Annotated in this window: 19 protein-coding genes, 1 tRNA gene and 2 pseudogenes; 11 read left to right on the top strand and 11 right to left on the bottom strand. The window is 41.9% G+C overall.

What is annotated here, in order from left to right:
* Window positions 1-376: 376 nt before the first annotated feature.
* Window positions 377-2,959: a bifunctional uridylyltransferase/uridylyl-removing protein GlnD gene (gene glnD / locus DXZ23_RS07225; RefSeq protein WP_017806115.1), complete on the bottom strand. Its 2,583-nt coding sequence runs from the start codon at window positions 2,957-2,959 to the stop codon at window positions 377-379.
* A gap of 331 nt (window positions 2,960-3,290) precedes the next feature.
* Here glnD and DXZ23_RS07230 point away from each other — a divergent pair, with 331 nt between their 5' ends.
* Window positions 3,291-4,238, top strand: coding sequence for an IS110 family transposase (locus DXZ23_RS07230; protein ID WP_017805811.1), 948 nt, complete (start codon window positions 3,291-3,293; stop codon window positions 4,236-4,238).
* A gap of 80 nt (window positions 4,239-4,318) precedes the next feature.
* On the opposite strand, the gene map is transcribed toward DXZ23_RS07230, so the two are convergent.
* Window positions 4,319-5,122 (bottom strand): type I methionyl aminopeptidase, encoded by an 804-nt coding sequence (gene map, locus DXZ23_RS07235; protein ID WP_017806114.1) that lies wholly within the window; start codon window positions 5,120-5,122, stop codon window positions 4,319-4,321.
* A 199-nt stretch (window positions 5,123-5,321) separates the two neighbouring features.
* On the opposite strand from map, the gene erpA reads away from it, so the two are divergent.
* Genes erpA through DXZ23_RS07255 form a run of 4 tightly spaced genes read left to right on the top strand, consistent with a single transcriptional unit; the run spans window position 5,322 to window position 9,195 of the window.
* A complete protein-coding gene (gene erpA / locus DXZ23_RS07240) occupies window positions 5,322-5,663 on the top strand; it encodes an iron-sulfur cluster insertion protein ErpA (protein ID WP_017806113.1) in 342 nt (113 codons plus the stop codon).
* Window position 5,664: 1 nt separating this feature from the next.
* Complete coding sequence (locus DXZ23_RS07245; RefSeq protein ID WP_017806112.1) at window positions 5,665-6,024, top strand: YacL family protein; 360 nt, start codon at window positions 5,665-5,667, stop codon at window positions 6,022-6,024.
* A 16-nt stretch (window positions 6,025-6,040) separates the two neighbouring features.
* Window positions 6,041-8,398 (top strand): penicillin-binding protein 1B, encoded by a 2,358-nt coding sequence (gene mrcB / locus DXZ23_RS07250; RefSeq protein WP_035695602.1) that lies wholly within the window; start codon window positions 6,041-6,043, stop codon window positions 8,396-8,398.
* 41 nt (window positions 8,399-8,439) lie between these two features.
* Window positions 8,440-9,195 (top strand): PIN domain-containing protein, encoded by a 756-nt coding sequence (locus DXZ23_RS07255; RefSeq protein ID WP_017806111.1) that lies wholly within the window; start codon window positions 8,440-8,442, stop codon window positions 9,193-9,195.
* 4 nt (window positions 9,196-9,199) lie between these two features.
* Here the strand turns inward: DXZ23_RS07255 and DXZ23_RS07260 are convergent, their stop codons facing one another.
* Both DXZ23_RS07260 and DXZ23_RS07265 read right to left on the bottom strand, forming a co-directional pair.
* Window positions 9,200-10,780: a peptide ABC transporter substrate-binding protein gene (locus DXZ23_RS07260; protein WP_017806110.1), complete on the bottom strand. Its 1,581-nt coding sequence runs from the start codon at window positions 10,778-10,780 to the stop codon at window positions 9,200-9,202.
* A 59-nt stretch (window positions 10,781-10,839) separates the two neighbouring features.
* Window positions 10,840-11,202, bottom strand: coding sequence for a YbaN family protein (locus DXZ23_RS07265; RefSeq protein ID WP_017806109.1), 363 nt, complete (start codon window positions 11,200-11,202; stop codon window positions 10,840-10,842).
* Between the two features lie 140 nt (window positions 11,203-11,342).
* Here DXZ23_RS07265 and prlC point away from each other — a divergent pair, with 140 nt between their 5' ends.
* The gene (gene prlC, locus DXZ23_RS07270; protein ID WP_017806108.1) at window positions 11,343-13,388 is read left to right on the top strand and encodes an oligopeptidase A; all 2,046 of its coding nucleotides are present in this window, start codon (window positions 11,343-11,345) and stop codon (window positions 13,386-13,388) included.
* Window positions 13,389-13,491: 103 nt separating this feature from the next.
* Here the strand turns inward: prlC and DXZ23_RS07275 are convergent, their stop codons facing one another.
* On the bottom strand, window positions 13,492-14,142 hold the full coding sequence (locus DXZ23_RS07275; RefSeq protein WP_035695600.1) for an IS1595-like element ISHpa1 family transposase: 651 nt from the start codon (window positions 14,140-14,142) through the stop codon (window positions 13,492-13,494).
* 59 nt (window positions 14,143-14,201) lie between these two features.
* Window positions 14,202-15,170, bottom strand: a complete 969-nt coding sequence (gene epmA / locus DXZ23_RS07280; protein ID WP_035695598.1) for an elongation factor P--(R)-beta-lysine ligase — start codon at window positions 15,168-15,170, stop codon at window positions 14,202-14,204.
* Between the two features lie 296 nt (window positions 15,171-15,466).
* On the opposite strand from epmA, the gene frdA reads away from it, so the two are divergent.
* The 4 genes from frdA to frdD are packed head-to-tail and all read left to right on the top strand — an operon-like array spanning window position 15,467 to window position 18,790.
* Window positions 15,467-17,266, top strand: coding sequence for a fumarate reductase (quinol) flavoprotein subunit (frdA, locus tag DXZ23_RS07285; RefSeq protein ID WP_017806095.1), 1,800 nt, complete (start codon window positions 15,467-15,469; stop codon window positions 17,264-17,266).
* Window positions 17,259-18,029: a succinate dehydrogenase/fumarate reductase iron-sulfur subunit gene (locus DXZ23_RS07290; RefSeq protein ID WP_017806094.1), complete on the top strand. Its 771-nt coding sequence runs from the start codon at window positions 17,259-17,261 to the stop codon at window positions 18,027-18,029. Before frdA ends, DXZ23_RS07290 begins: the two co-directional genes overlap by 8 nt.
* A gap of 10 nt (window positions 18,030-18,039) precedes the next feature.
* Window positions 18,040-18,441 (top strand): fumarate reductase subunit FrdC, encoded by a 402-nt coding sequence (gene frdC, locus DXZ23_RS07295; protein WP_017806093.1) that lies wholly within the window; start codon window positions 18,040-18,042, stop codon window positions 18,439-18,441.
* A gap of 4 nt (window positions 18,442-18,445) precedes the next feature.
* Window positions 18,446-18,790, top strand: a complete 345-nt coding sequence (gene frdD / locus DXZ23_RS07300; RefSeq protein ID WP_017806092.1) for a fumarate reductase subunit FrdD — start codon at window positions 18,446-18,448, stop codon at window positions 18,788-18,790.
* A 109-nt stretch (window positions 18,791-18,899) separates the two neighbouring features.
* Here the strand turns inward: frdD and DXZ23_RS07305 are convergent.
* From DXZ23_RS07305 to mltA, 5 genes and pseudogenes are all read right to left on the bottom strand, one after another.
* Window positions 18,900-20,239: pseudogene (locus tag DXZ23_RS07305) on the bottom strand (IS3 family transposase).
* Window positions 20,240-20,296: 57 nt separating this feature from the next.
* Window positions 20,297-22,256: pseudogene (gene rlmKL / locus DXZ23_RS07310) on the bottom strand (bifunctional 23S rRNA (guanine(2069)-N(7))-methyltransferase RlmK/23S rRNA (guanine(2445)-N(2))-methyltransferase RlmL); the annotation flags it as partial.
* Between the two features lie 132 nt (window positions 22,257-22,388).
* Window positions 22,389-23,402: a zinc ABC transporter substrate-binding protein ZnuA gene (gene znuA, locus DXZ23_RS07315; RefSeq protein WP_017806089.1), complete on the bottom strand. Its 1,014-nt coding sequence runs from the start codon at window positions 23,400-23,402 to the stop codon at window positions 22,389-22,391.
* A 101-nt stretch (window positions 23,403-23,503) separates the two neighbouring features.
* Window positions 23,504-24,277 (bottom strand): tRNA cyclic N6-threonylcarbamoyladenosine(37) synthase TcdA, encoded by a 774-nt coding sequence (tcdA, locus tag DXZ23_RS07320; RefSeq protein WP_017806088.1) that lies wholly within the window; start codon window positions 24,275-24,277, stop codon window positions 23,504-23,506.
* Window positions 24,277-25,401, bottom strand: coding sequence for a murein transglycosylase A (gene mltA / locus DXZ23_RS07325; protein ID WP_026138517.1), 1,125 nt, complete (start codon window positions 25,399-25,401; stop codon window positions 24,277-24,279). Before mltA ends, tcdA begins: the two co-directional genes overlap by 1 nt.
* A 275-nt stretch (window positions 25,402-25,676) precedes the next feature.
* Here mltA and DXZ23_RS07335 point away from each other — a divergent pair.
* A tRNA-Met gene (locus DXZ23_RS07335) sits at window positions 25,677-25,753 on the top strand.
* Window positions 25,754-26,050 lie beyond the last annotated feature (297 nt).

Consider the following 26,050-nt stretch of genomic DNA (forward strand, 5'->3'; position numbering starts at 1 on the left):
TATAAGACGAAATTATTCAGTCAACTGTAGAAGGTGCATCCCATCTCCACCTCTATACCGAATTTTGCAACTTCACTTATTTTTTGTTTGTTGTTAAGTGCTATCTTTATTTGAACGAATGGCTTTTTTCTTTGGTAGTTATAATGGGGCCCATTGGTAACTTACTTTCTTTTGCTTACTCAAAAGAAAGTAAGCAAAGAAAAGAGTCCACCGAACTAAATTGCTTTTCTTCATTCCAATAAGATGTTCTTAACGAAAAGTAAGACAGATGTTCGCATCGCTCTCGTGCGGCGTTACTTTTCTAAAAATTTTATTGGAACGAAGGCAATTTACACTAGAAACGGGGTATTTGTGCGGTATTTTCTACCGCAATTTTTTATAGTCGTTGCAAAAGATTGTCTTCCAACATTTGCCGTTCTATTGCGGATAAGGCTTTTCCAGCTTTGTTGAGAATAAAGAAATCTTCTGCTTTTTCGCCGATAGTGGTGATTTTGGCATTGAGCAAATTGATACCATGGGTGATGAAAATTCGGCTGACTTCAGCGAGTAATCCCGCTTTATCTAAGGCGAAAAGCTCCATTTCTGTGTGTGTTGGGTGGTCGGTGTGCAGGAACTTCACTTCAGTTTTGACGCTGAATGGTTTTAAATGGTGATTTTTAACCGTACTGAGAGTCGGGATTTTTTCGGCATTTAACCCTGTAATGAGCGTCTGTTCGAGTTCGCGGCGGCGGTCAAATCGCACCAGTGAGCCGTTTAGTTCGGTAACGATAAAGCTGTCGAAAACGTAGCCATTATCTGCGGTGATGATTTGCGCGTCGTGAATGCTGAACTGTTTGCTGCCGATAATGCTCACCACTTTATTAAATAAATTGGCTTGATCCTGACAATAAATAAACACTTCCGTGCCTCCCGCTGAAAAACGGTTGCTGATTTTTACCACCGCGTTGCCGTCCGCTTCGGAGAGTAATTGCGTGTGCCAGCAAATTTGTTTGGCATTATTGCGTAAAAAATACTCATCAGGGATGGGCTGCCACAAGGTGATGATGTCTTCACCGCTGAGCAAGGGATATTCGCGTTGTAGCAAGGCTAAGGCTTGGGTTTTGTGTTCTTCAATCTTGAGGCGGTTATCTAAACCTTGGGTTAAGCCTTGTTCGAGTTGTTGTTTGGTATAAGCATAAAGCCGTGCGAGCAATGAGGCTTTCCAGCTATTCCATAGGGTTTCGTTGGTAGCACAAATGTCTGCCACCGTTAAGCAGAGTAAATCATCAAGGCGTTGCTCGTTTTTCACTTCGGCTGCAAATTCCAAGACGATATTCGGATCATCAATATCCCGCCGTTGTGCGGTTACAGACATTAATAAATGCTGTGCCACAAGCCATTGCATTAGGTCGGTATCCTGTTCGGAAAAGCCGTGCAATGTGGCAAATTGTGCGATGTCTTCCGCACCTAATTCAGCGTGTTCGCCGCCTCGCCCTTTGGCAATATCGTGAAATAAGGCGGCTAAATACAACAATCTGTGATCTTGAGATTGGCGGAACAGTTGGCTACAAATGGGGTGAGCCTGCTCGCCCTCTGGGGATAAAAATTGCTCTAGTTTTCCCATTACGCGTAGGGTGTGTTCATCAACGGTATAGCTGTGAAATAAATCAAATTGCATTAAGCCTTCAATGGCTTTCCACTGTGGCAAATAAATGCGTAACACGCCGTATTGGTGCATTGGCATAAAGGCTCGTTTTACGCAATTTGGTTGTTGGAGTAAGCGTAAAAAAGTTTCACGAGCAAGAGGAAAATTGCATAAATATCCGTGAAAATGTTCTAACGTGCGGCTAAGTTGTCGTAATGTGGAAGAATGAATTTCCGCCGTAGGATATTGGGTGAGGTAATAAAACAGGGTTAAGATGCTTTCAGGGGCTTGGGTGAAGCATTGGGGATTGGTTAAGCAAATGGCGTTGTTCGCCAAATGGAAATGCTCATCAAGGGCAAAGCAACTTTGCTGGCTGAGGCTATCAATAAAATGTTCGCGATAATGTTTGGTGAGCAAATGGGTCAGCGAAGCGATGGTTTGCACCGCCTGAAAAAAAGCTTTCATCATTTGTTCTACCGGTTGATTGCCCTCGCCTTGATAGCCCAAAAGCTCGCTGATTTTGACTTGGCGATCGAATAATAATCGGTTGTCATAACGCTTTAAAATTAAATGCAAAGCAAAGCGGATCTTGAATAAAAAATGCTGTTTTTCTTGCAATAAGGCGTATTCTTCGGGGTAAATGAAGCCTGTTTGTAAAATGTCCTCTAAATTTTTCGCCCCTGTGTGGCGTAACGCAAGCCAATAAAGCAAATGCAAATCCCGCAACCCACCTGGGCTGTGTTTAATATCGGGTTCAAGGTTATAGCTGGTGTTGTGATAACGTTGATAGCGTTCGTTTTTTTCTGCCATTTTGGCGTGATAAAAATCTTCAATCTGCCAGAAATTCGGGTGGGTTAAAAGTGCGGTCAGTTTTTCAAAGGTTTTTTGATTGCCACACAAATAGCGGCTTTCCAATAAATTGGTGGCGATACTAATATCGCCTTTGCCCTCTTGTTCGCATTGAGAAAGGGTTCGCACTGCGTGTCCGACATCGAAACCGCAATCCCACAAAAATTGCACCATTTGGCTGATTTTTTGTTCGCTCTCGCCCGCAATTTCTTTTTCGGCAAGAATGAGAAAATCCAGATCAGAAAGTGGGAACATTTCCCCTCGCCCATAGCCCCCCACCGCGATCAAGCTCAAAGCGGGTTCTTCCGCCAAGCCAAAATGCTGCCATAAATGTTGCATTAGCTGATCATAAAATGCCGTTCGATTTGCCAATAAGGCATAAACGGAGCAAGCGGAAAACTCAGCTAATTCAAAGGCTTTGAGTTGCTCTTTTTGTTGTTTGACGGATTGTATGGTGAGTGGGGTTGCGGGGGCGTAGGTAAACATTTTAGGCTTGTTCCTTTTGGGCTATTCAGCTTCGGGCAGACACGCGGGTCTGCCCCACCATTACATTGATAATTTAACAAAACTGTAGAGGCGAACCTATGTGTTCGCCCATTTTTTATTTTTCCACTTGCTGCTTGGGAAAACTTATTCGGGCAGACACACAGGTCTGCCCCTTGTATATTAAAATTAATATAAAATAGCAACAAAACCCCGTTATCTGCATCTCGCGTCCGCCCCAGGCAACAAACCGAGTTGTAGCAATGAGAGCAGATAACATTTCACCAAAAAACCGAACAGTTGCCAGACTTAAACCCGAATGCAAGGCAGGTTAATGATGAATGAACAAACTTATTGTGGTATTGATGTTGCTAAACGTCATTTCGTCATTGGGCTTTCTACCCAAAAACGAACTAAGACCGAAACCAACAACCCGAAAGGGATTGCACATACCATTGAGTATTTACGTCGTTTCAGTGTGGACTTAATTGTCCTTGAAAGCACCGGTGGGCTTGAACTCCCATTAGCTAAAGCACTCCACCGCACAGGCTTTCGTGTGGTGATTGCTAACCCGCGACAAACCAATCAGTTTGCGATGTCGCAGTCGCTAGCAAAAACCGACAATAAAGATGCCAAAATGTTGGCTTTTTACGCCCAAATGCTCGCAATGCGTGATAATGTAGCACAGCAGCTTTACATACCACCCACTCCCGAGCAGGAACAGCTTGAAGCCCTTGTTTCACGCCGTAATCAGCTTGTTGAAATGCGTTTTGCGGAGAAAAACCGCCTTGAACAAGTTCATTCCACACAAGTATTCAGTGTTGAACAGCATATCGACTATCTCAGCCTGCGTATTGATGAGCTGGATAGGGAAATCGAACAGCATCTCAAACATTTTGACGATACAATAAAAAAGTTTAAAGACATCAAAGGGTTGGGTACACAAACAATAGCCGTTTTGATGTCAATGTTGCCTGAGTTAGGTCAATACACACATAAACAAATCGCTTCACTTGTTGGTGTTGCACCCCATCCTAAAGAAAGTGGCAACACCAAATGGAAAAGCCGCTGTTCAGGTGGTCGCAAAGCCGTACGAAATGCACTGTATATGGCAACATTTGTTTGTGTACGTTTTGAGCCTAAACTCAAACAATTTTACGAACGCTTACGTGCTAATGGTAAGGCGTTCAAAGTGGCGATTAACGCCTGTATGCGTAAGCTTCTCACCATTTTAAATGCGATTGTCCGCGATGACTCGCAATGGGACGCTCACGCACTTTAATTAACGAATTTGTATTTTTGCTTTTTAGCGGAATACAGTTGCTACACTACATTGATCATTTAACAAAATTGTTGCGGAAATTACACATTCACCATAAAACGTTGAATGCGTCCTGCTTTTTCTTCTTCCTCGCGAATGGTCATCACTTCACAACCGTTGGCGGTTACCACAATTTGATGTTCAAATTGTGCGGAATGGCTGCGGTCTTTGGTTTTCACCGTCCAGCCGTCGCCCATTAAACGTACTTCCCGTTTGCCCGCGTTGATCATTGGCTCAATGGTGAACACCATTCCTTCTTTTAAAATCACACCGCCGTCATCGCCCGCATAATGTAACACTTGCGGATCGTTGTGAAACTCTGTGCCGATGCCGTGTCCGCAATATTCTCTCACCACACTGAACCCTTGTGCTTCGGTGTAAATTTGAATCGCTTTGCCGATCTCGCGTAAGCGAATGCCTGGTTTCACTGTGCGTAAGCCGATATATAAAGCTTCTTGGGTTACGTCAATGAGTTTTTTGCTGCGGATACTCGCCTCGCCCACCACATACATTTTGGAATTATCGCCATAGTAGCCATCTTTAATCACGGTAACGTCAATATTGACAATATCGCCATTTTTGAGCTTTTTCCCCTCGCTTGGAATACCGTGGCAAACCACTTCATTAATGGAAATACAAGTGGCTTTTGGAAAACCGTGATAGCCTAAACAAGCGGGGATCACCTTTTGTTGTTCCACCATATATTGGTGGCAAATGCGATCTAATTCGCCCGTGGTTACCCCCTCTTTCACATAGGGTTCTATCATCACCAATACATCAGATGCCAACTTACAGGCTTCCCGCAATTTTTCGATTTCTTGTTCTGTTCTAATTGGAATTGCCATAACTTCTCCTAGACAAAAATTTGTGCGGTATTTTACCACCTTTTCAAAGAAAAATCCTTGCTCTCGCCGTTTAAATTATAGCTTGCGGCGAAAACGCCCTATTATTTTGAAAGCAAACGGCTATAAATTCTTGAATGGTTTACTAGGTTATTAGATAATAGCCAACTTAACATTGACAAAGACACAAGCGAGATAAATTATGACCGAGATGGCAATCCCTTTAACTTTCACCGATGCGGCGGCAAATAAAGTCAAAGCCTTGATTAGCGAAGAAGAAAATAGCGAACTAAAATTGCGTGTTTATATCACTGGCGGCGGTTGTAGCGGTTTCCAATATGGCTTTACCTTTGATGAAAAAGTCAATGAAGGTGATCTCACCATTGAAAACAGCGGCGTGCAATTAGTGATCGACCCGATGAGCTTGCAATATTTAATCGGCGGCACAGTGGATTACACCGAAGGCTTAGAAGGCTCGCGTTTTGTGGTAAACAACCCCAATGCCACCACCACTTGCGGTTGTGGTTCATCGTTCAGTATCTAAAATGGATTATCAATTTTTCGCCCAAGGCGGGCAGATTTCCGCCAAATGTTCAATGGGACACGAAGCCTTGGCAAATTGGCTAAATAGCGAAGTGCGGTCAGATTCTAAGCCAATTTTTACCGCACTTTCTTCGATTGAGCAAGCACGCCAGTCGCCGAATCAAGATTTCCGTTTAATCGGTTCAGAATACAGCCTGTTTATTAGTGCGGATGAAGTGATGGTGCGGGCGAACAACCTTGCCATTGAAGATCAACAAGCCCTTGAGCAAGATTTCCATTATTATGATGAAGAAAGCCTTGCCTTTTGTGGGTTAGAAGATTTTGAACAATTTTTACATTCTTATTTATCTTTTAACCGTTAAATGAGGTGCAACAACGATGGCAAAAAATAAAGCTAAGCCCTCATCTATCCTAAATTCATCGAAAAAAAAACGTTTTCGTAACTTTTCTATAAAATTAGCATTCGTTATTATTTGTCACCTTATTTTTTACTGCATTTATTTAGATGGCAAAATCCGTTCTAAAATGGATGGACAAATTTGGCAACTTCCCGCAGAGGTATATAGTCGTATTGAATCTATTCGTTTGAGTGATAAGCTTAGCTTTGAACAGGTGAAGCAACGCTTATTAGAAAATAATTATCGCCAAACCACAATGATAGCCGTACCTGGAGATTTTAAAGTTGAAAATGACACCATTGTTTTATTAAGAGGTGCATTTCCATTTCCCACAGCACCTGAAGCTCAACGAGTTTTTCGTTTACGTTTCCAAAATAATCAATTAGCAGTGATCGAAGATTTAGTAAATACGCAAGCCATTGAAGATTTTCCGCTCGCACCAAAATTGATCGCAATGTTACAATCTGAAAAAGAAGAACGCTTAACTCTTTCGCTACAAAATTATCCTAGATTGCTGATCGATACCCTTCTTTTAACTGAAGATCGCCGCTTTTACCAGCACGAAGGTATTAGCCCATTAGGCATTGCAAGGGCTGTGGTGGCAAATTTTCAAGCGGGACACCGCGTACAAGGCGGAAGCACTCTCACTCAGCAGTTAGTAAAAAACCTGTTTTTATCCAATGAACGCACCTTCAGCCGAAAAATTAATGAAGCCTTAATGGCACTGATTTTAGACTGGCGTTACGATAAAAACCGTATTTTAGAAACCTATCTCAATGAAATTTATCTCGGGCAAAATGGCAACACGCAAATTCACGGTTTTGAGCTTGCTAGCCACTTTTATTTTGGCCGTTCGATCCGCGAGATCAACCTCGATCAAATCGCCCTTTTAGTAGGAATGGTGAAAGGCCCGTCATTGTATAATCCGTGGCGTAATCCTAAGCTTGCCCTTGAACGCCGTAATGTGGTGTTGCATTTATTACTTGAGCATAAAGTCATCGGGCAAGAACTGTATGATATGCTGAGCAAACGCCCACTTGGCGTGCAAAAACACGGGCAGATTACCCGCAAATACCCTGCCTTTATCCAAACACTACAAGCCGAATTGCGTCACCGACTAGGAGAAAATAGAGCAAGTAGCCTGTCGGGAACACGCATTTTCTCTACCTTAGATATTAAACAGCAACAATATGCCGAACAAGCAGTGATCAATGCGGTTTCTGAATTGCAAGTGAAATATAAAAATCCCTATTTGGAAGCGGCGATGATCATAGCAGATTATCACAATGGTGAGATCAAAGCTATTGTAGGTGGACGACAAACCAACTACGCGGGCTTTAACCGTGCTTTAAACGCTAAACGACAAATTGGCTCTTTGGTAAAACCGTCAATTTATCTGACCGCACTTAGTGATCCGAGTGAGTTTCGTCTAAACACGCCAATCCAAAACCAGCCGATCACCATTTACACAAAAGGCAGCCCGCCGTGGCAACCGCGAAACTACGACCGCCGTTACAGCGGTCCAGTGATGTTAATGGACGCGTTAGCCCGCTCGCTGAATATTCCAACGGTGAATATTGGAATGGAAGTAGGCTTAAGCAAGGTTATTGATACACAAAAGGCAATGGGGTGGGATAAAGTAAAAATTCCAAAAGTTCCAGCGATGTTGCTGGGATCTTATTCTATTTCCCCCTACGAAGTAGCCCAATTATTCCAAACTATTGCCAATCTAGGGGCAACTATTACGCTGGCAACCATTGATAGCATTACTAACCAGCAAGGGGATATCATTTATCAACGTGCAATGCAGCCAGAGCAAGTTGTGCCAGCACAAGCTGCCTACCAGACCCTTTATGCAATGCAACAAACCGTGGAATACGGTACGGCTCGTAGCTTACAAAGCCAATTTTCCCATTTGCATTTGGCAGGAAAAACCGGCACGACCAACTCCGCACGGGATACTTGGTTTGTCGGCGTTGATGGCGAAAATCTCGCCACTGTTTGGTTAGGGCGTGATGATAATGGTGAAACCAAACTCACGGGGGCAACAGGTGCATTGCAAGTGTATAAAGACTACTTACAACGCACCACCGCTACAGCGTTATACCCCTCCGCCCCTGAAGGCATCAAATGGGTGGGGATCAATAGCTATGGTAGTTGGGATTGTAACCGCTCCCGCCAAATTCCCGTGTGGGCAGATCGCAATCAATCCTTCTGCACTGAGCAAGAAACACCAAAAAAAGCAGAACAACCAAAACGCCAAAGCCTATGGGACGTACTCATCCCGTCATCAAATTCCCAAGCCGCTCCCGTGGAAGAGGCAATGCCTGCGAATTAAAAATAAAAAAGTGTATTATTAATGCTTGACAGAGGAATAGTATGAACTTGATCGTTATTGATTATGAAAACGTGCAACCTAAAACATTAACGCATTTATCGCCTAATGAGTACTTTATTGTTCTTTGCGTCGGTGAAAACCAAAAACTCTTACCTGTTGTTTTGATAAAATCTTTAATAATGTTTGGAAAAAATTGTCGCATTATTGAATGTCCAAAAGCAGGAAAGAATGCATTAGATTTTATCATTGTTGATGAAATGGCTCGTATTACGACAGAATATCAATTTAATGCTCTTTATATTATTTCTAAAGATAAAGGTTTTGATTCGATTATTCATTACTATCTTACAAAAGGGCGAATTCAACAAGCGAAACGATTAGATAGCATTGACGATATATTGCCAGACAGCCAAAATGATAATGCTCAAGCTGCAACTATGTCTATACTAGCATCAAAAGTACAAAATCAAATTGATAAAGTAAACCAGATTTCACCAAGAAGTTTACCGAATAAATCTCAAAGCCAATTTAATTGGGTCAATTCTTTACTAAAAGCAGAAAATCTCACAGAAAAAGACATTAACGCACTAATAAAAATGGTGGATTTCTCTCCTGCTCAATCAATCCCCTTAAAAACATATATTGACAAAGCCAAAGCAAAATTAAATAGCTTAGAAAAAAGGCATCACCCTAATAAATTAGAAACCCAAATTAATTGGCTCAAGAGCTTTTTTATAAATAATGGTTTAACGAGATCACAAATTAGCGAAATTCAGCAAGCCATTTTTTCAAAATAGGATATTAATTACTTTGCCTTAAATCCTTACTATAAATCACATTCGTTGGATTTTGTTTATCTACGCCTTGTATATTCGGGGCGAGGTAAATCGGGGTGGTGTACTGAAAAACGGGTAATACGACGTTATCTTGTTGTAATAATTGGCTAATTTGCTGATAAAGTGCGGTGCGTTTTTCTTTAGAAATTGGCTGTAAGCTTTGTTCTAATAACGCGTCCACTTTTTCATTATGATAGCCTGATTTATTATCTGGGTTTTTAGAATAGAAATTCATCAAAAAAGCGGAAGGCTCGTTATAATCCGCACACCAACCAGATCGGATAATTTGAAAATCTCCCTTGGCACGCTTCGCAAGCAAGGTTTGGCGAGAAACAGGCTCTGGCTGAATATGAATGAGGTCTGACTGTGACAACATTTGGACAAGGCGTTGCCCGATGATCTGATTAAATCCCTCTTGATCAAAGGTCAAACGCAGCACCAATGGAGAACGCTCCGTAATGCCATTTTGCTGCAAAAGCTGCTCCACCAAAATGGGACTCCACGCGGTTTCTTGCTCGTCCCACATTGATTGCGGTAAAAAATGGTTAGTAGCGAGATGGGAGGCTTGCTCACCGCGAACTAAATTGCGTGCCGAAGCCAAAAAAATGAGTGATTTTCGCACCGCACTTTTTTCCAACATTGGATCGTTAAAATTAAACTCATAATAATAAGTACAAAGTTTCGGCAAATATTGCACGGGAAGATTTTTTTGTTGCGGGTTCAACACCACATCAATCCCGTCTAAAGGCTGAGTAGTGCGGATTTTCTGATAATCCACCTCTGGGAAGAAAACGGTTTCTTTCTGCCAATAATAAGGGTTGAGGGCTAAATGAATGCGATCGCCCTGCTGACTTTTCACATAATAAGCGCCGTTGCTAACAATTTGTGGCTCGCTCTTCGGCTCATTTTGCAACGGCTCACTTTGATATTTTTCTTCACTTAGAGCAAAATATTGTGGCAATAAAGCAGCGTGTGCCAGCATTTCAGGCAAATAAGGCGTGGCTTTATCTAAGGTAATTTGTAATTCGCGTGGCGAATTGGCTTGCACGCCCAATTCCTCCACCGCCGTTTTTCCCGCTAAGACCGCTATGGCATTTTGCATATTGAGAAAAGCGAGATAATTTTTCAATGGGCTTGATGAGGTTGCCAACTGTCGCCAGCTTTGCACAAAATCCATTGCGGTAACGGGCGAGCCATTCGACCATTTCGCCTGTTCGCGTAAGGTAAAAATCCACGTTTTATTATCTTCCGTGTGCCAACTTTCCGCCACGGCAGGTTGGATATTACCTTGAGGGTCATACATCACCAAGCCCTCCGCAATATCCCGCAAAAAGCTCGCCTGTTCCTCATTTTGTAGTTGTTCAGGGGAAATCACCACATCAGTATAAACCCCTCGCACAAGTCGCGGAAGCCGAAGTTGTGGTTCGTTTTGACGTGAATACGCAGTGGTTGTATGGACACTTTTTTGATCGCAATTCAGCAGGCAAAAAAGGCAGCCAAAAAGCACCGCACTTTTAAACGCGTTGGTGAAATTGAATAATGACATTGAGCGATAGGGGCTTGTTTAAATAGTCGCATTATACAAAAACGCCCCCGCAATACCAATTATTCTTTGATGGTTTTGATCCAGAAGAAAAAGATCCAATAGTGAATGAGCAAGCCGAGTAAAATCGCCACTTTGCCGTAAATGGTCGGTGTAAAATAAAAACCTGCCGCGAGCATTGCGGTAGAAAAACATAAAATACGAATTTTTGTTTTTAAGGTTAAGGCTCGCTCTTCGCTGAATGATTGCAAATGATTTTTGTAAAGCTGGGTCTGAATGATCCAATTATGCAGCCGCTCTGAGCCTTTCGCAAAACAAAACACCGCTAATAGCAAAAAAGGCGTGGTGGGCAACAAGGGGAGAAACGCCCCTAAAATTCCCAAGCCGAGCGAGAGAAATCCTAACAAAATATAAATAGCTTTCATTTTCTACTGTCCAAATACCAACCAATAAATAAAAATAATTATCAATTATCCACATTTTTTTAGATTTCTCAACCTTGATATTATAGAATCTCCCCTTATTTGTTATGCAATAACATTGATTAGGAAAGCAAGGAGCTTTTATGACAAATCCGCTATTAAGCGAAACCACCTTACCGCAATTTTCGCAAATTAAACCCGAACATATTCAACCCGCAATTACACAATTAATTCAAGAAAATCGAGATACTGTAGAACAGGTTTTAAAGCAACCACACTTAACTTGGCAGAATTTTATTGAACCATTAACTGAAAGTGGTGATCGCCTAAGCAAAGCTTGGTCGCCAGTGAGCCACTTAAATGCAGTAAAAAACAGCCCTGAATTGCGTGAAGCCTATCAAGCTTGCTTGCCATTGCTTTCTGAATATAGCACTTGGTTAGGGCAACACGAGGGCTTATATCAAGCCTATTTACAGCTTAAAAATAGCCCAGAATATGAAACTTACAGCGTGGCACAGAAAAAAGCCATTGATAATGCCTTGCGTGATTTCAAACTCTCAGGTATTTCTTTGCCAGCCGAAAAACAAAAACGCTATGGCGAAATTGTCGCTCGTTTATCCGAGCTAAGTTCACAATTTAGCAACAATGTGCTAGATGCCACAATGGGCTGGGATAAAGTGATTGAAGAAGAAAGCCAGCTCAAAGGCTTACCAGAAAGTGCTTTGCAAGCGGCAAAACAATCTGCGGAAAGCAAAGGGCTAGAAGGTTATCGCTTCACTCTTGAGTTTCCAAGCTATTTGCCGGTGATGACCTATTGTGAAAACCGTCAATTACGTGAAGAAATGTACCGTGCTTTTGTGACTCGTGCTTCAGAACAAGGCCCGAATGCAGGAAAATGGGATAATTCTGCCATTATGCAAGAGATCTTAACTTTACGCGTTGAATTGGCAAAATTGCTTGATTTTGAACATTACACCGAGCTTTCTCTAGCCACTAAAATGGCTGAAAATCCGCAACAAGTGTTGGATTTCCTCGATAATTTGGCAAGCCGTTCCAAAGCACAAGGACAACAAGAATTAGCGGAATTAGAAGCGTTTTGTAAAACTCACTTTAATATTACCGCACTTGAGCCTTGGGATATTGCGTTTTACAGCGAAAAACAAAAACAACATTTATACGCCATTAATGATGAAGAACTTCGCCCTTATTTCCCAGAAGATCGCGTACTTTCAGGCTTATTTGAGCTAATTAAACGCCTATTTAATATTCGCGCCGTGGAACGTTTTGATGTGGATACTTGGCATAAAGATGTGCGTTTTTTTGATTTGATTGATAGCCAAGATCAAGTGCGCGGTAGTTTTTATTTAGACCTATACGCCCGTGAAAATAAACGTGGCGGTGCGTGGATGGATGACTGTGTTGGTCGCCGCCGTAAAGCCGATGGCACAATTCAACAGCCAGTGGCTTATCTCACTTGTAACTTTAACGCACCAGTGGGCGATAAACCGGCACTCTTCACGCACGATGAAGTCACCACCTTATTCCACGAATTTGGACACGGCATTCACCATATGCTGACCCAAATTGATGTGGCAGATGTGGCGGGCATTAATGCTGTGCCTTGGGACGCGGTAGAATTACCAAGCCAATTCTTAGAAAACTGGTGTTGGGAAGAAGAGGCTCTTGCCTTTATTTCAGGGCATTATCAAACGGGCGAACCGCTACCAAAAGAAAAATTGCAACAGTTGCTTAAAGCGAAAAACTTCCAAGCGGCAATGTTCGTGTTACGTCAGCTTGAATTTGGGTTATTTGATTTCCGTTTGCACCATTATTTTGATGCGAACCAACCCAACCAAATTTTAGACACCTTAAAACAGGTAAAAGATGACGTTGCCGTCATCAAAGGTGTGGATTGGGCAAGAAATCCGCACAGCTTCAGCCACATCTTCGCGGGTGGCTACGCGGCAGGCTATTACAGCTATTTATGGGCAGAAGTGCTATCTGCAGATGCATTCTCACGTTTTGAAGAGGAAGGCATTTTTAATCCAGTAACAGGGCAATCGTTCTTAGACGAAATCCTTACCCGTGGCGGTTCAGAAGAGCCAATGGTGTTATTCAAACGCTTCCGCGGACGTGAACCACAACTTGACGCGTTATTGAGACATAAAGGAATAGTAAACGCTTTCTAATTGCTTCAACAAGTTGGCAATGAAGTGCATCTTTAATTGCCAACTTTAAACTATTCCCTAAATAAGCACGTTCATATTTTCTTTAAGGGGCTGTCCTAGATAACTAGACTAAACTCCCTTTAACCAATTGTTTTAAAATAGAAATTTGACTTTTTATGTTGCTGTAATTAAAACGCCATTCACATTCCTTTAAATAAAGCTCAAAATGCGCTTTTGGGATACCATTAAATTTGCGTAAATGGCGTTTTGCTTGGCTCCAAAAATTCTCAATTCCGTTAATGTGGTTATGATTTTCAGCAAAATGTGTGCTGTGATTGATACGAAAATGACTAAATTCACTCACATCAAGCACGTCATAACTACGATAATTATCGGTGTAAACAATACTATCAGGCTTTACCTGCTCCCGAATAATGGGTAACAAGGTGGCAGATTGCGTATTTGGAACCGCAACGGTATAAACCTTGCCATTGCACTTGAGAAGCCCGAATACCGCAATTTTCCCTGCCGCACCACGACCACGTTTGCCTTTGCGAGCACCGCCAAAATAACTTTCATCGGCTTCAATTTCACCTTCAAACATCTCTAAGTGAAGGCTGTTTTGATAGATGAGTTGGCATAAACGATGAAAGTAATATGCGGCAGTCGTTTTGTTTACATTGACTAACTCTGCTGCTGTCCTTGCAGTAACACCTGCAACAAATAGCTCAATGAGTTTATTTTGTTTGTGCTGACTTAGACGACTTTTTCTCATTGGTTCATTCTAACCTAAATAGATTTTTTAGTTGTTATCTAGGACAGCCCCTTCTTTAATTACGCATTTTCTATGCTAAAAGCAATGACCTCATTAATATTTTCTAGCCCTAAAGCAATCATAATTAAACGATCAACCCCTAAAGCGACGCCAGAACAATTTGGTACCCCAGCTTTAAGTGCGGCAAGAAAACGTTCATCAATTTGATGAATCGGTAAGCCTAACCGCTCACGTTGTTTATTATCTTGTTCAAAACGATGGCGTTGTTCATTAGCATCGGTTAATTCGCAAAAACCATTTGCCAATTCAAGACCTTTATAATAAAACTCAAAACGCTCTGCAACCCGATGATCTTCAGAACTAATTTGAGCTAGTGCTGCTTGAGTTGCCGGAAAATGGTAAATAGCAACAGGTTTATCTTTCCCTATTTGAGATTCAACCGCCACATTAAATAAAAATTGTAGTAGAGTATCTCGATCTTCACGTTCTGCATTTTCCAAACAATATTCTTTAGCTTTTTCTATAAGTTTATCTTGAGATGCAGACAAAGGATCAATACCTACATATTCTTGAAAAGCAAACTGGTAACTCATACTTTCCGCAGGTTCACAATCTAGAATATATTGTAACAAGTCATCGACTTCATTGATTAGCCGGTACATATCAAAATAGGGGCGATACCATTCTAACATCGTAAATTCTGGGCTATGCTTTTTACCCGCTTCTTCATTACGAAACACCTTACATAATTGAAAAATTGCCCCGCTTCCTGCTGCAAGTAAACGCTTCATCGGATATTCTGGGCTAGTTGATAACCACAATGTTTTTTCTTTGTTCTGGAAAGGAGAAATTAATTTAGTACTAAATGTTGATAAATGCACATCTGTAACCCCAAACTCACTAAGTATAGGGGTTTCAACTTCTAATAAACCACGTTCACTAAAAAATTGACGAATTTCAGCGATTATTTTAGCTCTAGATAATAATGTTTGAATACTCGCTGTCGGTTTCCATTGATGCTCTGACATAATTAACTCTTTTTTAAAGTAAAATTAAGAAAGTCATTTTACGCTATACTCTAAAAATAAATAACTCCTTTTTCGTTAAAAAATAATGTGTTAAAGCTAAAAGTTCTCATTTACACCTAATATTCACATTAGCTTTTTTGAGTTAGATCACACTTTCATAGTTTGATAGCCTTTTTTATCAAAAAAATACTGATTTATTTCCTAAAAGCGTGGCAAAATAATGAAACCCTAATAAATTTCAGATTTCAACATGAAATCTACGTTTGTTTACTACATCTACTTATTGGAGGAATATCGTGCAAACTGTTAATGTCGATATTGCAATTGTGGGGGCTGGTGGCGGTGGGCTACGAGCAGCAATTGCAGCAGCGGAGGCAAATCCAAATTTAAAAATTGCTTTAGTTTCTAAGGTGTACCCAATGCGTAGCCACACCGTGGCAGCTGAGGGAGGAGCGGCTGCCGTTATCAAAGAAGAAGATTCTTATGAAAAACATTTCCACGACACCGTTGCAGGGGGGGACTGGTTGTGTGAACAAGATGTGGTGGAATATTTCGTGGAACATTCTCCCGTGGAAATGACCCAATTAGAACGTTGGGGCTGTCCTTGGAGCCGTAAAGAGGACGGTGATGTAAATGTTCGCCGCTTTGGTGGTATGAAAATTGAGCGGACGTGGTTTGCAGCAGATAAAACAGGTTTCCATTTATTGCACACCCTTTTTCAAACCTCAATGCAATTTCCACAAATTCAACGTTTTGATGAACATTTCGTGTTAGATATTCTTGTTGATGATGGACACGCTCGTGGTATGGTAGCGATGAATATGATGGAGGGAACGCTGGTTCAAATTAATGCTAATGCAGTGGTTATTGCCACTGGTGGCGGCTGTCGTGCATTCCGTTTCAATACAAACGGCGGTATTGTAACCGGTGATGGTTTATCAATGGCTTATCGTCACGGTGTGCCATTGCGTGATATGGAATTTGTACAATATCATCCAACAGGTTTGCCGAATACGGGCATTTTGATGACGGAAGGTTGTCGTGGTGAAGGCGGTATTTTGGTAAATAAAGATGGCTATCGTTATTTACAAGATTACGGTCTTGGTCCTGAAACCCCAATCGGTAAACCTGAAAACAAATATATGGAATTAGGTCCGCGTGATAAGGTGTCGCAAGCATTCTGGCAAGAATGGCGTAAAGGCAATACGTTAAAAACCGCTAAAGGCGTGGACGTGGTTCATCTTGATTTACGCCATTTAGGTGAAAAATATCTGCACGAACGTTTACCATTTATTTGTGAACTTGCGAAAGCTTATGAGGGGGTAGATCCTGCCAAAGCACCGATCCCAGTGCGTCCTGTGGTGCATTACACAATGGGCGGTATTGAAGTGGATTTCAACAGCGAAACCCGTATTAAAGGCTTATTTGCTGTGGGTGAATGTGCGTCATCAGGCTTGCACGGGGCGAACCGTTTAGGCTCTAACTCTCTTGCTGAGCTTGTGGTATTGGGCCGTGTAGCTGGGGAATATGCCGCACAACGTGCTGCTGAAGCCAGCCCAGCCAACCAAGGTGCGGTTGATGCACAAGCGAAAGATGTGGTTCAACGTTTGGAAGATCTCTACAATCAAGAAGGCACAGAATCTTGGTCGCAAATTCGTGATGAAATGGGCGATTCAATGGAAGAAGGTTGTGGTATTTATCGTACACAAGAAAGTATGCAACAAACCGTTGATAAAATTGCTGAACTAAAAGAACGTTATAAACGCATTCGCATTGCTGATCGCTCAAGTGTGTTCAATACCAATGTGCTTTATACCGTGGAATTGGGTTACATTTTAGATGTAGCACAATCTATCGCGAATTCAGCCATTGAGCGTAAAGAATCTCGTGGTGCTCACCAACGTTTAGACTACACAGAACGTGATGATGTGAATTACTTAAAACACACTTTGGCTTTCTACAATGCTGACGGTATGCCTCGCATTGAATACAGCCCAGTGAAAATCACAAAATCTCAACCTGCAAAACGTGTTTATGGTGCGGAAGCTGAAGCTCAAGAAGCGGCAGCGAAAGCTAAGGAGCAAACAAATGGCTAATCAAGCAATGATGAATATTGAGGTTCTGCGTTATAACCCAGAAGTAGATAAAGAACCTTATTTAAGAACTTACCAAGTGCCTTATGATAGCCAAACCTCGCTATTAGATGCCCTTGGCTATATTAAAGATAAGCTTGAACCTGAATTGTCTTACCGCTGGTCTTGTCGTATGGCGATTTGTGGCTCTTGCGGAATGATGGTGAATAACAAGCCAAAACTCGCTTGCAAAACATTCTTGCGTGATTACAGCGGGCATATGCGAATTGAACCTTTAGCCAACTTTCCGATTGAACGTGATTTAGTGGTGGATCTCAGCCACTTTATTGAAAGTTTAGAAAGCATTAAACCTTACATTATCGGTAATGAAGCCCCACCGCTGGACGGCAAACCGCACCCATCGGCGGAATTAGCGAAAAGTCGCACTAAACAAACCCCAGCACAGCTAGAGAAATATCGCCAATTCTCAATGTGCATTAACTGTGGTTTATGCTATGCGGCTTGCCCACAATTCGGCTTAAACCCAGAATTTGTCGGCCCTGCGGCAATCACGCTTGCTCATCGTTATAACCTTGATAATCGTGATCACGGTAAAGCGGAACGAATGAAAATTCTCAATGGCGATAACGGGGTATGGAGCTGTACTTTCGTGGGTTACTGCTCAGAAGTGTGTCCAAAACACGTTAATCCAGCTTCTGCGGTAAACCAAGGCAAAATAGAAAGTGCGAAAGATTATGTGTTGGCAATGCTAAAACCGCAAAGCTAAGGAGAGGAAAATGACAACAGTAACCACAAGCAAACGCAAAAAATATGTGCGTGAAGTTAAACCAACTTGGTGGAAAAAGTTAGATTTTTACAAATTCTATGTATTGCGTGAAAGCACTGCCGTTCCAACCCTTTGGTTTTGCTTAGAACTTTTTTATGGCTTAATTTGTTTAGGCAACGGTGCATTTGCCACCAATTTCGTGCATTTTTTACAAAATCCACTGGTAGTGATTTTAAATATCATCACCCTTGGGGCAGTACTATTAAATAGCTATACGTTCTTTAATATGGCACCGCAAATGGTGAATATTATTGTGAAAAATGAACGCCTAGATGCGAAATTACTTTCTCGCGTATTTTGGGCAATTACCGCCGTAGTGAGTATTCTTGCCTTAATTTTAGTAAGGAAATAAGCATATGAATAAACAAAATCCAAAACGTTCAAATGAGCCTGCCGTATGGCTCTTATTCGGTGCAGGTGGTGCGATCAGTGCCGTGTTCTTCCCTGTTCTTGTGCTAATTTTAGGTTTTTTGCTCCCCTTTGGGTTGATTTCGCCTGATAACATCATCGCCTTTGCTGGCACTTGGATTGGCAAGCTCGCTATTCTCGCTTTGCTGATCTTCCCCGCTTGGTGTGGTATTCATCGTGTCCATTTAGGTTTGCACGATTTTAAAGTCCATATTCCCGCTGCTGGCGTGATTTTCTACGGCTTAGCCACGTTATTTTCCGTTTTAACATTGTTTGCCGTGTGGAATATTTAAACGAATAAAAAACAAAAAACCTTTTCGTAAGAAAAGGTTTTTTTATCTTTATCAGTCCCTTACCGAAAAATTAAAGTGCGGTAGTTTGATCTGCCCCCAAAAAGTTAGACTATATTCTAATTTCATTCAAGGACTGAGTTCTGTATTCCACAGAGCTTAGTCCTTTGAGCTTCACTTGAATACGCTCATTGTTGTAGTAATGAATGTACTCGTGAATCACTTTTTCAAGCTGTTCAAAGGTTTCAAACCGCTTGCCAAAGTAACATTCCGTCTTCAATCGCCCGAAAAAGCTTTCCATCGCACCATTATCAAGGCAATTGCCTTTTCTCGACATACTTTGCGTAATACCGTGTTTTTTCAATATCTCTCGATAACCCATCATTTGATACTGCCACCCTTGGTCGGAATGCAGTATCGGTTTTTCCCCCGCTAATCGGTTCACCGCCTAGGTCAACATTCTGGTTATCTGCTCAAAATTCGGACTTCTCGCCACATCATAAGCAATAATTTCGTTATTAAACAAGTCTTTAATCGGCGATAAATACACTTTGCCTTCCGCACATTTGAACTCGGTGATATCCGTTACCCACTTCTCATTCGGCATCGTTGCCGTAAAATCCCGTTGCAACAGATTATCGGCAATGTGTCCCACTTTGCCTTGGTAAGAACGATATTTTTTCTGCTTACTTTTTCCTTTTAACCCCAAACGTTGCATTATCGCTTGCCCCCTTTTGTGGTTGATAATCAAGTATTTCCTTAATTCCAAGGTAATTCGACGATAACCATAATTTTCGTCATTTTTGCGATAAATTTCCTCTATTTTCTGTGAAATCGCTACATTTTTATCCGACTTTGGCTTGAGATGATAAAAGAACGAACTGCGTGCCAATCCGATTAGCCTGAGTAACAATTCCAACGGGAAACGCGAGCGTAAGGCATTTACGATGACGGCTTTTTCTGCATTTTTTGTTGGTTGAGTTCCTGCAACTTTTTTAGCATTGCATTCTCCGCTTCTAATTCCAAAATTCGGTAACGCAAGCGTTCTTCTTCTGTTTTGGGCGTTGGTGGCATTTTAGGTGAGTTGAGTTTCATACTTGGACGACCTTTAGGTTTGAGTAATAACCCATCTATACCTTGTTTTTCAAAGCGTTGCAACCATTGACTAATTATCCCTGAACTGGGGATATCAAAGCGAAAGCAGGCGGCTTCAGCGGAGCACTGGCCTTTTTTGATAGCTTGAATAACCTTTAATTTAAACTCAACAGAATAATATCGTTTTTTACTTAATACAGCTAATCCATTGATTCCATTATGATTAAATTTCGCAATCCAACGTGCTAACGTTCTTTGGGGAAGCTGAAAATACTGGCGAGTAAGCGAACGGTTTTTTCCATTTTGATGATAAAAGTCGAGCACTTGTTGTTTGAAACGTTGAGTATATTTAGTCATAAAAAATCTGCACCTTAATCAGTTGGTTGTTTAGTCCAACTTTTGGGGTGCAGATCATTTTAATTGGCTGAATAATTGAATATGATCGCGTTGCACATCCCAGCTGTTTTCCATTCGTTTTGAATTAGAAAAAGTAGGTGGATCAACAAAGATTAAATCAAATTGGCGATCACATTTTTCTAGCCATTGTAAGCAATCGCTTTGGATTAATTTGTGCTGTTTGCCTTCGATGTCATTTAAAATTAAATTTTGTTCTGCCCAGTTGAGATAAGTGTTAGACATATCCACCGTAGTGGTGGATTTTGCTCCTCCCAAAGCAGCGTGAACGGTTGCCGATCCCGTATAAGCGAAAAGATTAAGAAAGTCTTTACCCTTCGCCATTTCGCCCACCATTTTTCGCGTCAAACGGTGATCCAAAAATAGCCCCGTGTCCAGATAATCCGTTAAATTCACCCACAGCTTCGCTCCGTATTCTTCCACATAAAAATAATCGCCCTTATTGGCCAATTTTTCATACTGATTTGTGCCTTTTTGCTTTTGGCGAACTTTTAGCACTAACTTATTGGTTTCTACGCCTGTTACAGCAAGGGTAGCGGTTACGGCATCAAGTAAACGCTGACGGGCTTTGTTTTCATCAATATTTTTTGGTGCAGCATATTCTTGCACCACAATATGATCTAAATAACGATCTACCGCCACGTTATATTCGGGTAAATCCGCGTCATAAAGGCGATAAGCATTAATTCCCTGCTGTTTCGCCCATTTTTCGATTTTCTTGCTATTTTTGCAAGCGATTAGCAAAATCCTGTGCTACTTGTGGGCTTTCTGCGGAAAAGTGCGGTTCATTTTGCACCGCACTTTCAATTTGTGCGTGCTTGTTTTCGGCGATCTGATAATTTTTTTGTACGCAATCTAACGGCCCATTTTTCGCTTTAAATTGGCGGTGCGAACGCAATCGCAGGCAGTCTAACAACGCAGGTTCACCACTGAAAATAGACGCATTCCAACCACCGAATTGGTGTTTTAAACGTTGCCCCAACACAGAATAAAGGGCGATTAATGCGGGTGTTGTGCCTAAACGTTCACCATAAGGCGGGTTACAAATCAGTGTGCCTTTCTCGCTGGCTGGATTTTTCAACGCTGCCACATCGCCTTGTTTCCATTGGATTAAATGGGCAACACCTGCATTTTGTGCATTGCGTTTGGCTTTTTGTAATACGCGGTGATCTAAATCAAAACCATAAAAATGGGCTTGAAGTTGTGCTGAACCTTGTTTTGCGAGGGCGATAGCTTCCTCTTTCACTTTGTCCCAAGCCTGCGGATTATGTCCTTTCCAGAAATCAAATCCCCAATGTAAGCGGTGTAGCTGTGGTGCGATTCTCGTTTCCATTTGTGCCGCTTCAATCAACAATGTGCCTGAACCACACATAGGATCAACTAACGGCGTGCCTTGTTGCCAGCCTGAACGCAATACAATCGCCGCCGCTAAAGTTTCACGCAAAGGGGCAGAACCTGTGTCTTCACGATAGCCACGCAAATGCAAGGCTTCGCCGCTCAAATCTAAAGAAAGAATGAAATCTTCACGATTTAAATAGGCGTGAATGCGAATATCGGGATTGTCTTTATCCACGCTCGGGCGGGCTTTGCCTTGACGCTCAAAATAATCCACAATGCCATCTTTCACTCGCATTGCCCCAAATTGAGTATGACGAATTTCACAGTTTTTGCCGTTAAAATCCACCACAAATTGACAACGCTCATCAAAAATATCCAGCCAATTTTGCCCCACTACAGTGGCATATAAATCCAAATCGCTATAAATTTTGCTTTGCACTAATGGCAATAAAATTCGTGAACTGAGCCTTGACCAAAGCAAACTGCGATACAAAGTTTCATCATCGGCTAAAAAATGCACTCCACCTTGGGAGATTTGGCATTCTTTCGCACCCAATTCAGTAAGTTCTGTTTTTAATAATTCTTCAAAGCCACGGGAAGTGGTGGCAAATAATTTTTTCATTGGCATCTCTTGTGCTTCATCAAAAAGAATGGCGGGATTATAACAGAGCCGTAAAGTGCGGTCGATTTTAATTCGATTTTTAGGCAAAAGAAAGAGCGAACAGTTAATGCTCGCTCTAAACACAAAACACTATTATTTCAAGCAGTTATAATAACTGTCCGCGGTATATTGTAGAAAGTTGGCGTAAGAATCTTTTCCTAAGGCAACGGCATCGCCCATTGGGTCTAAACGACCTACTTTCACGCCAGTGGATTTATGCAAGGTTTCGATCACTTTCGGGGTGAATTGGGGTTCGGCAAATAAGCAACCGACTTTATGCTCTTCAATTTCTTCTTTGATATGTGCCAATTTTTTCGCACCTAGGGCAACCAATGGATTAATGGTAAACGCACCCACTTGGTTTAATCCATAAGCCTCGTTGAAATAGGTATAGGCATCGTGGAATACATAGAAGCCTTTTTTCTGCACTGAGGCGAGCTGTTGCTTGATTTTCTCATTTTGTGCGTTCAAAGTGCGGTTAAATTCGGCTAAGTTTTTTTCAATCAACGCTTTTTTCGCAGGGAATTGCTGAGTGAGCTTATCTGCCACCGCTTCAGCCACCACTTGGCTAATGCGTGGTGAATACCAAACGTGCCAGTTGGTTTCTAATTCATCGTGAGCGTCATCTGTTCCATGATTGTGCTGATGCTCGTGAGCCTCTGATTTTCCGTGATCGTGATGATGCTCGTGATCGTGGTCGTGATCTTCACCATCGTGGTGGTGATGGTCGTGATCGTGGTGGTGATGTTCACCTTTGGCTAGCATATCAGGTGTGATGCCTGCCAATTTCGCGATCGTAACCACTTTGCTTGCGTCCACATTTTTTTGCAATGATGAGGCAAGAAACGCGTCCGCGTCTTCACCGACCCATAGTACTAAATCCGCCGACTTCAATTTTTGCACATCGGAAGGTTTCAGATTATAGTCGTGTGGCGAAGCCCCCGCTGGCACAAGCACTTGCGTGTCCGTAACCCCATCCGCAATGGAGGAGGCAATAAAACCAAGGGGTTTTATGGAGCTAACCACGCTCGCACTTGCCAAAGTAGAAAAAGAAAACACCGCTGCCGCGACAGCACTGTGCTTAAATAAACGATTTAAGGTTGTCATAAACGCTCCCATTTTTAAGAATGATTCTCAGAAATTGTCAGCTTAGCTTAGATCGTTTTGCAAAAAATTGCTATCTTTTTTTTTATTAAAAAATAAGAAGGCTAGGCTGTTGTCATTAATAATTTTTCGATTACACGGGAAACGGCGAAGAAGCCAAAGGTTGCGGTGATCATTGTCGCCGCACCAAAACCATTGGCACAATTCATCGTAGCAGATACCTGACAATTTTCGCTCATTTGAGGAAAAATCAGCGGTTGCGTTGAAAACACGCAATCCACCCCAAATTTTCGCTTTGGATTTTGGCTAAAATGAAAATCCTTGCGTAAAATTGACCGCACTTTTGCGGCGAGGGGATCTTGAATGGTGCGGCTCAAATCAGCAATTTGAATTTGACTTGGATCGGTTTGACCGCCCGCCCCGCCCACGGTGATAACCTTTATCTTGTTGCGTTTACAATAGGCGATCAGTGCCGCTTTAGTTTTGACGCTGTCAATAGCATCAATCACATAATCATAGCCACGGCTGAGATAATCCGCCAAATTTTCGCTGGAAAGAAAGTCATCAATAATATGCACCTTGCATTCGGGATTGATCAAGGCGACACGCTCTGCCATCACTTCCGTTTTCAACTTTCCGACATTGCCAGAAATGGCGTGGATTTGGCGATTGATGTTGGTTACGCAAATGTCGTCCATATCAATCATTGTGATCTCACCAATGCCAGAACGAGCAAGGGCTTCCACCGCCCAAGATCCCACGCCCCCAATGCCAATCACGCAAATATGTGCTTGGTGTAGCCTTGCTAATCCCTCAGCAGAATATAGACGCGCAATGCCTCCAAAGCGCTGTTCATAATTATCAATACGCGCTGTCATTATTTTAACAACCAAACTCGTCCATAATGTTTTGATAAGCCAGCAATATGCCCCGCTTCATCACCAATTCCACGGTATAAATCAAAATGATGACCTTTTATCGCGCCGCCCACATCAAGGGCTATCATTAAATGAAGTTTATGTTCTCCCGTCCAGTTGCCATTCTTATCGATTTGTGGCACTTCTACGAGTACAATCGAGCCAGATGGAATCAATGAGCGATCGGAGGCGATGGAAGCCATTGGAACAAGTGGCACGCCTGCCGAGCCTTTCACTTTGCCCGTTGGATCATTTTTGAAATAGACATAAGAAGGGTTGCGTTCGAGCAAAGCTTGTAAGCGGGAAGGGTTGGCTTTTGCCCAATCTTTGATCGCTTGAATTGACATTTTTTCTTTAGGAATTTCGCCATCTTCCACCAATAAGCGACCCACGGCAACATAATCTAAGCCGTTTTGCCCCGCGTAAGCGAAATAGTTCAAATCGCCATTACCAAAATCCACATAGCCACTGCCTTGTACGCCAAGCAAGAAATTGTCGATCATTGAATCGCTGTAAGCTAGCTCAAGCCCTTTGCCTTTCAATGCCCCAGCATAAATTTGTGCTCGGCTCACGCGTTTTTGTGAAGGTCTTGGCATTGCATAAATGGGCTGATTATATTTGCCTTGCGGCGTACGGCGTGCGTGGATAACTGGTGAATAATAGCCTGTCATCAACACGTTCTGATAGCCATCTTGTCCTTTCATTATCATCGGGCGAATACCAAAGTTCGCGAGTTCATTCACATTTGCCCCTGCTAGCACCCAATTTGTCACCTTGTCATAACTCTCGACAAATTTATTACTTAAACTTACAGAATAAAGACGAACATTGGAAAGTTGGGTTAAAAAATCCCCTTGATTTATTACCGCACTTTGGTTTTCAACCGCTGAAACGGGCATTAATAATTGCTGCTGATAGCTACGCCCTGCATATTTCGCCCCAAAAATTTCGGGATCTGCCAAATTATTATTGTTACTTGGTATTTTGCTCAATTGGCTACTTGAACAGGCAGAAAGCAAGCCTGCTAAGCCGAGCAGAAAAAAAAGTGCGGCGTGTTTTTTAATAGTTTTTTTTGTCATCAACATCGACATAGAGATAAAGTTCCTTAATCAGTCATTCCACAATGGAAACGCGTTAAAATAGCAAAAAATCCGCGAAAGAGATAGCGTTTTTAAGCAGGACGATTTGCTATTATCAAAAATGTGTCTACCAAATTTGCAAGCGAAACAAAGTGCGGTCAGATTTTTCAGCGTTTTGGCTTGAAAATCAGCATATTGCCCATTTTTATACCAATCAATCACCTTTTTCCCCAATCCCCCTTGCATTAAAAATAAAATCGGGTATAGTACACCTCCATAGACGCGGGGTGGAGCAGCTTGGTAGCTCGTCGGGCTCATAACCCGAAGGTCGTTGGTTCAAATCCAGCCCCCGCAACCAGATTTCAAGAAACCGCTAATGATTAGCGGTTTTTTATTGCCTTTTTATCGCCTGCTGGAATTTTGCGTTCCTGTAAAAAATATTTATTCAGTAAAAACCTTTGTCAAATACCACCGCACTTTCAGGCTTATTAGCAAGCGTTTTGGCTATTTTTCGCCGTATTTTTCAGGTCAAAATATCGTTATTTAAGTTCAAAATAAGGCAAGGCTAACTGACGTTGTATTATTTTGAAATCAAACGACTATACAAAAAACGCATAAAAAAACCACCGCACTTTTTACTTTGCGGTGGCTCTTT

The organism is Avibacterium paragallinarum, assembly GCF_900450705.1.
Lineage (GTDB): Bacteria > Pseudomonadota > Gammaproteobacteria > Enterobacterales > Pasteurellaceae > Avibacterium > Avibacterium paragallinarum.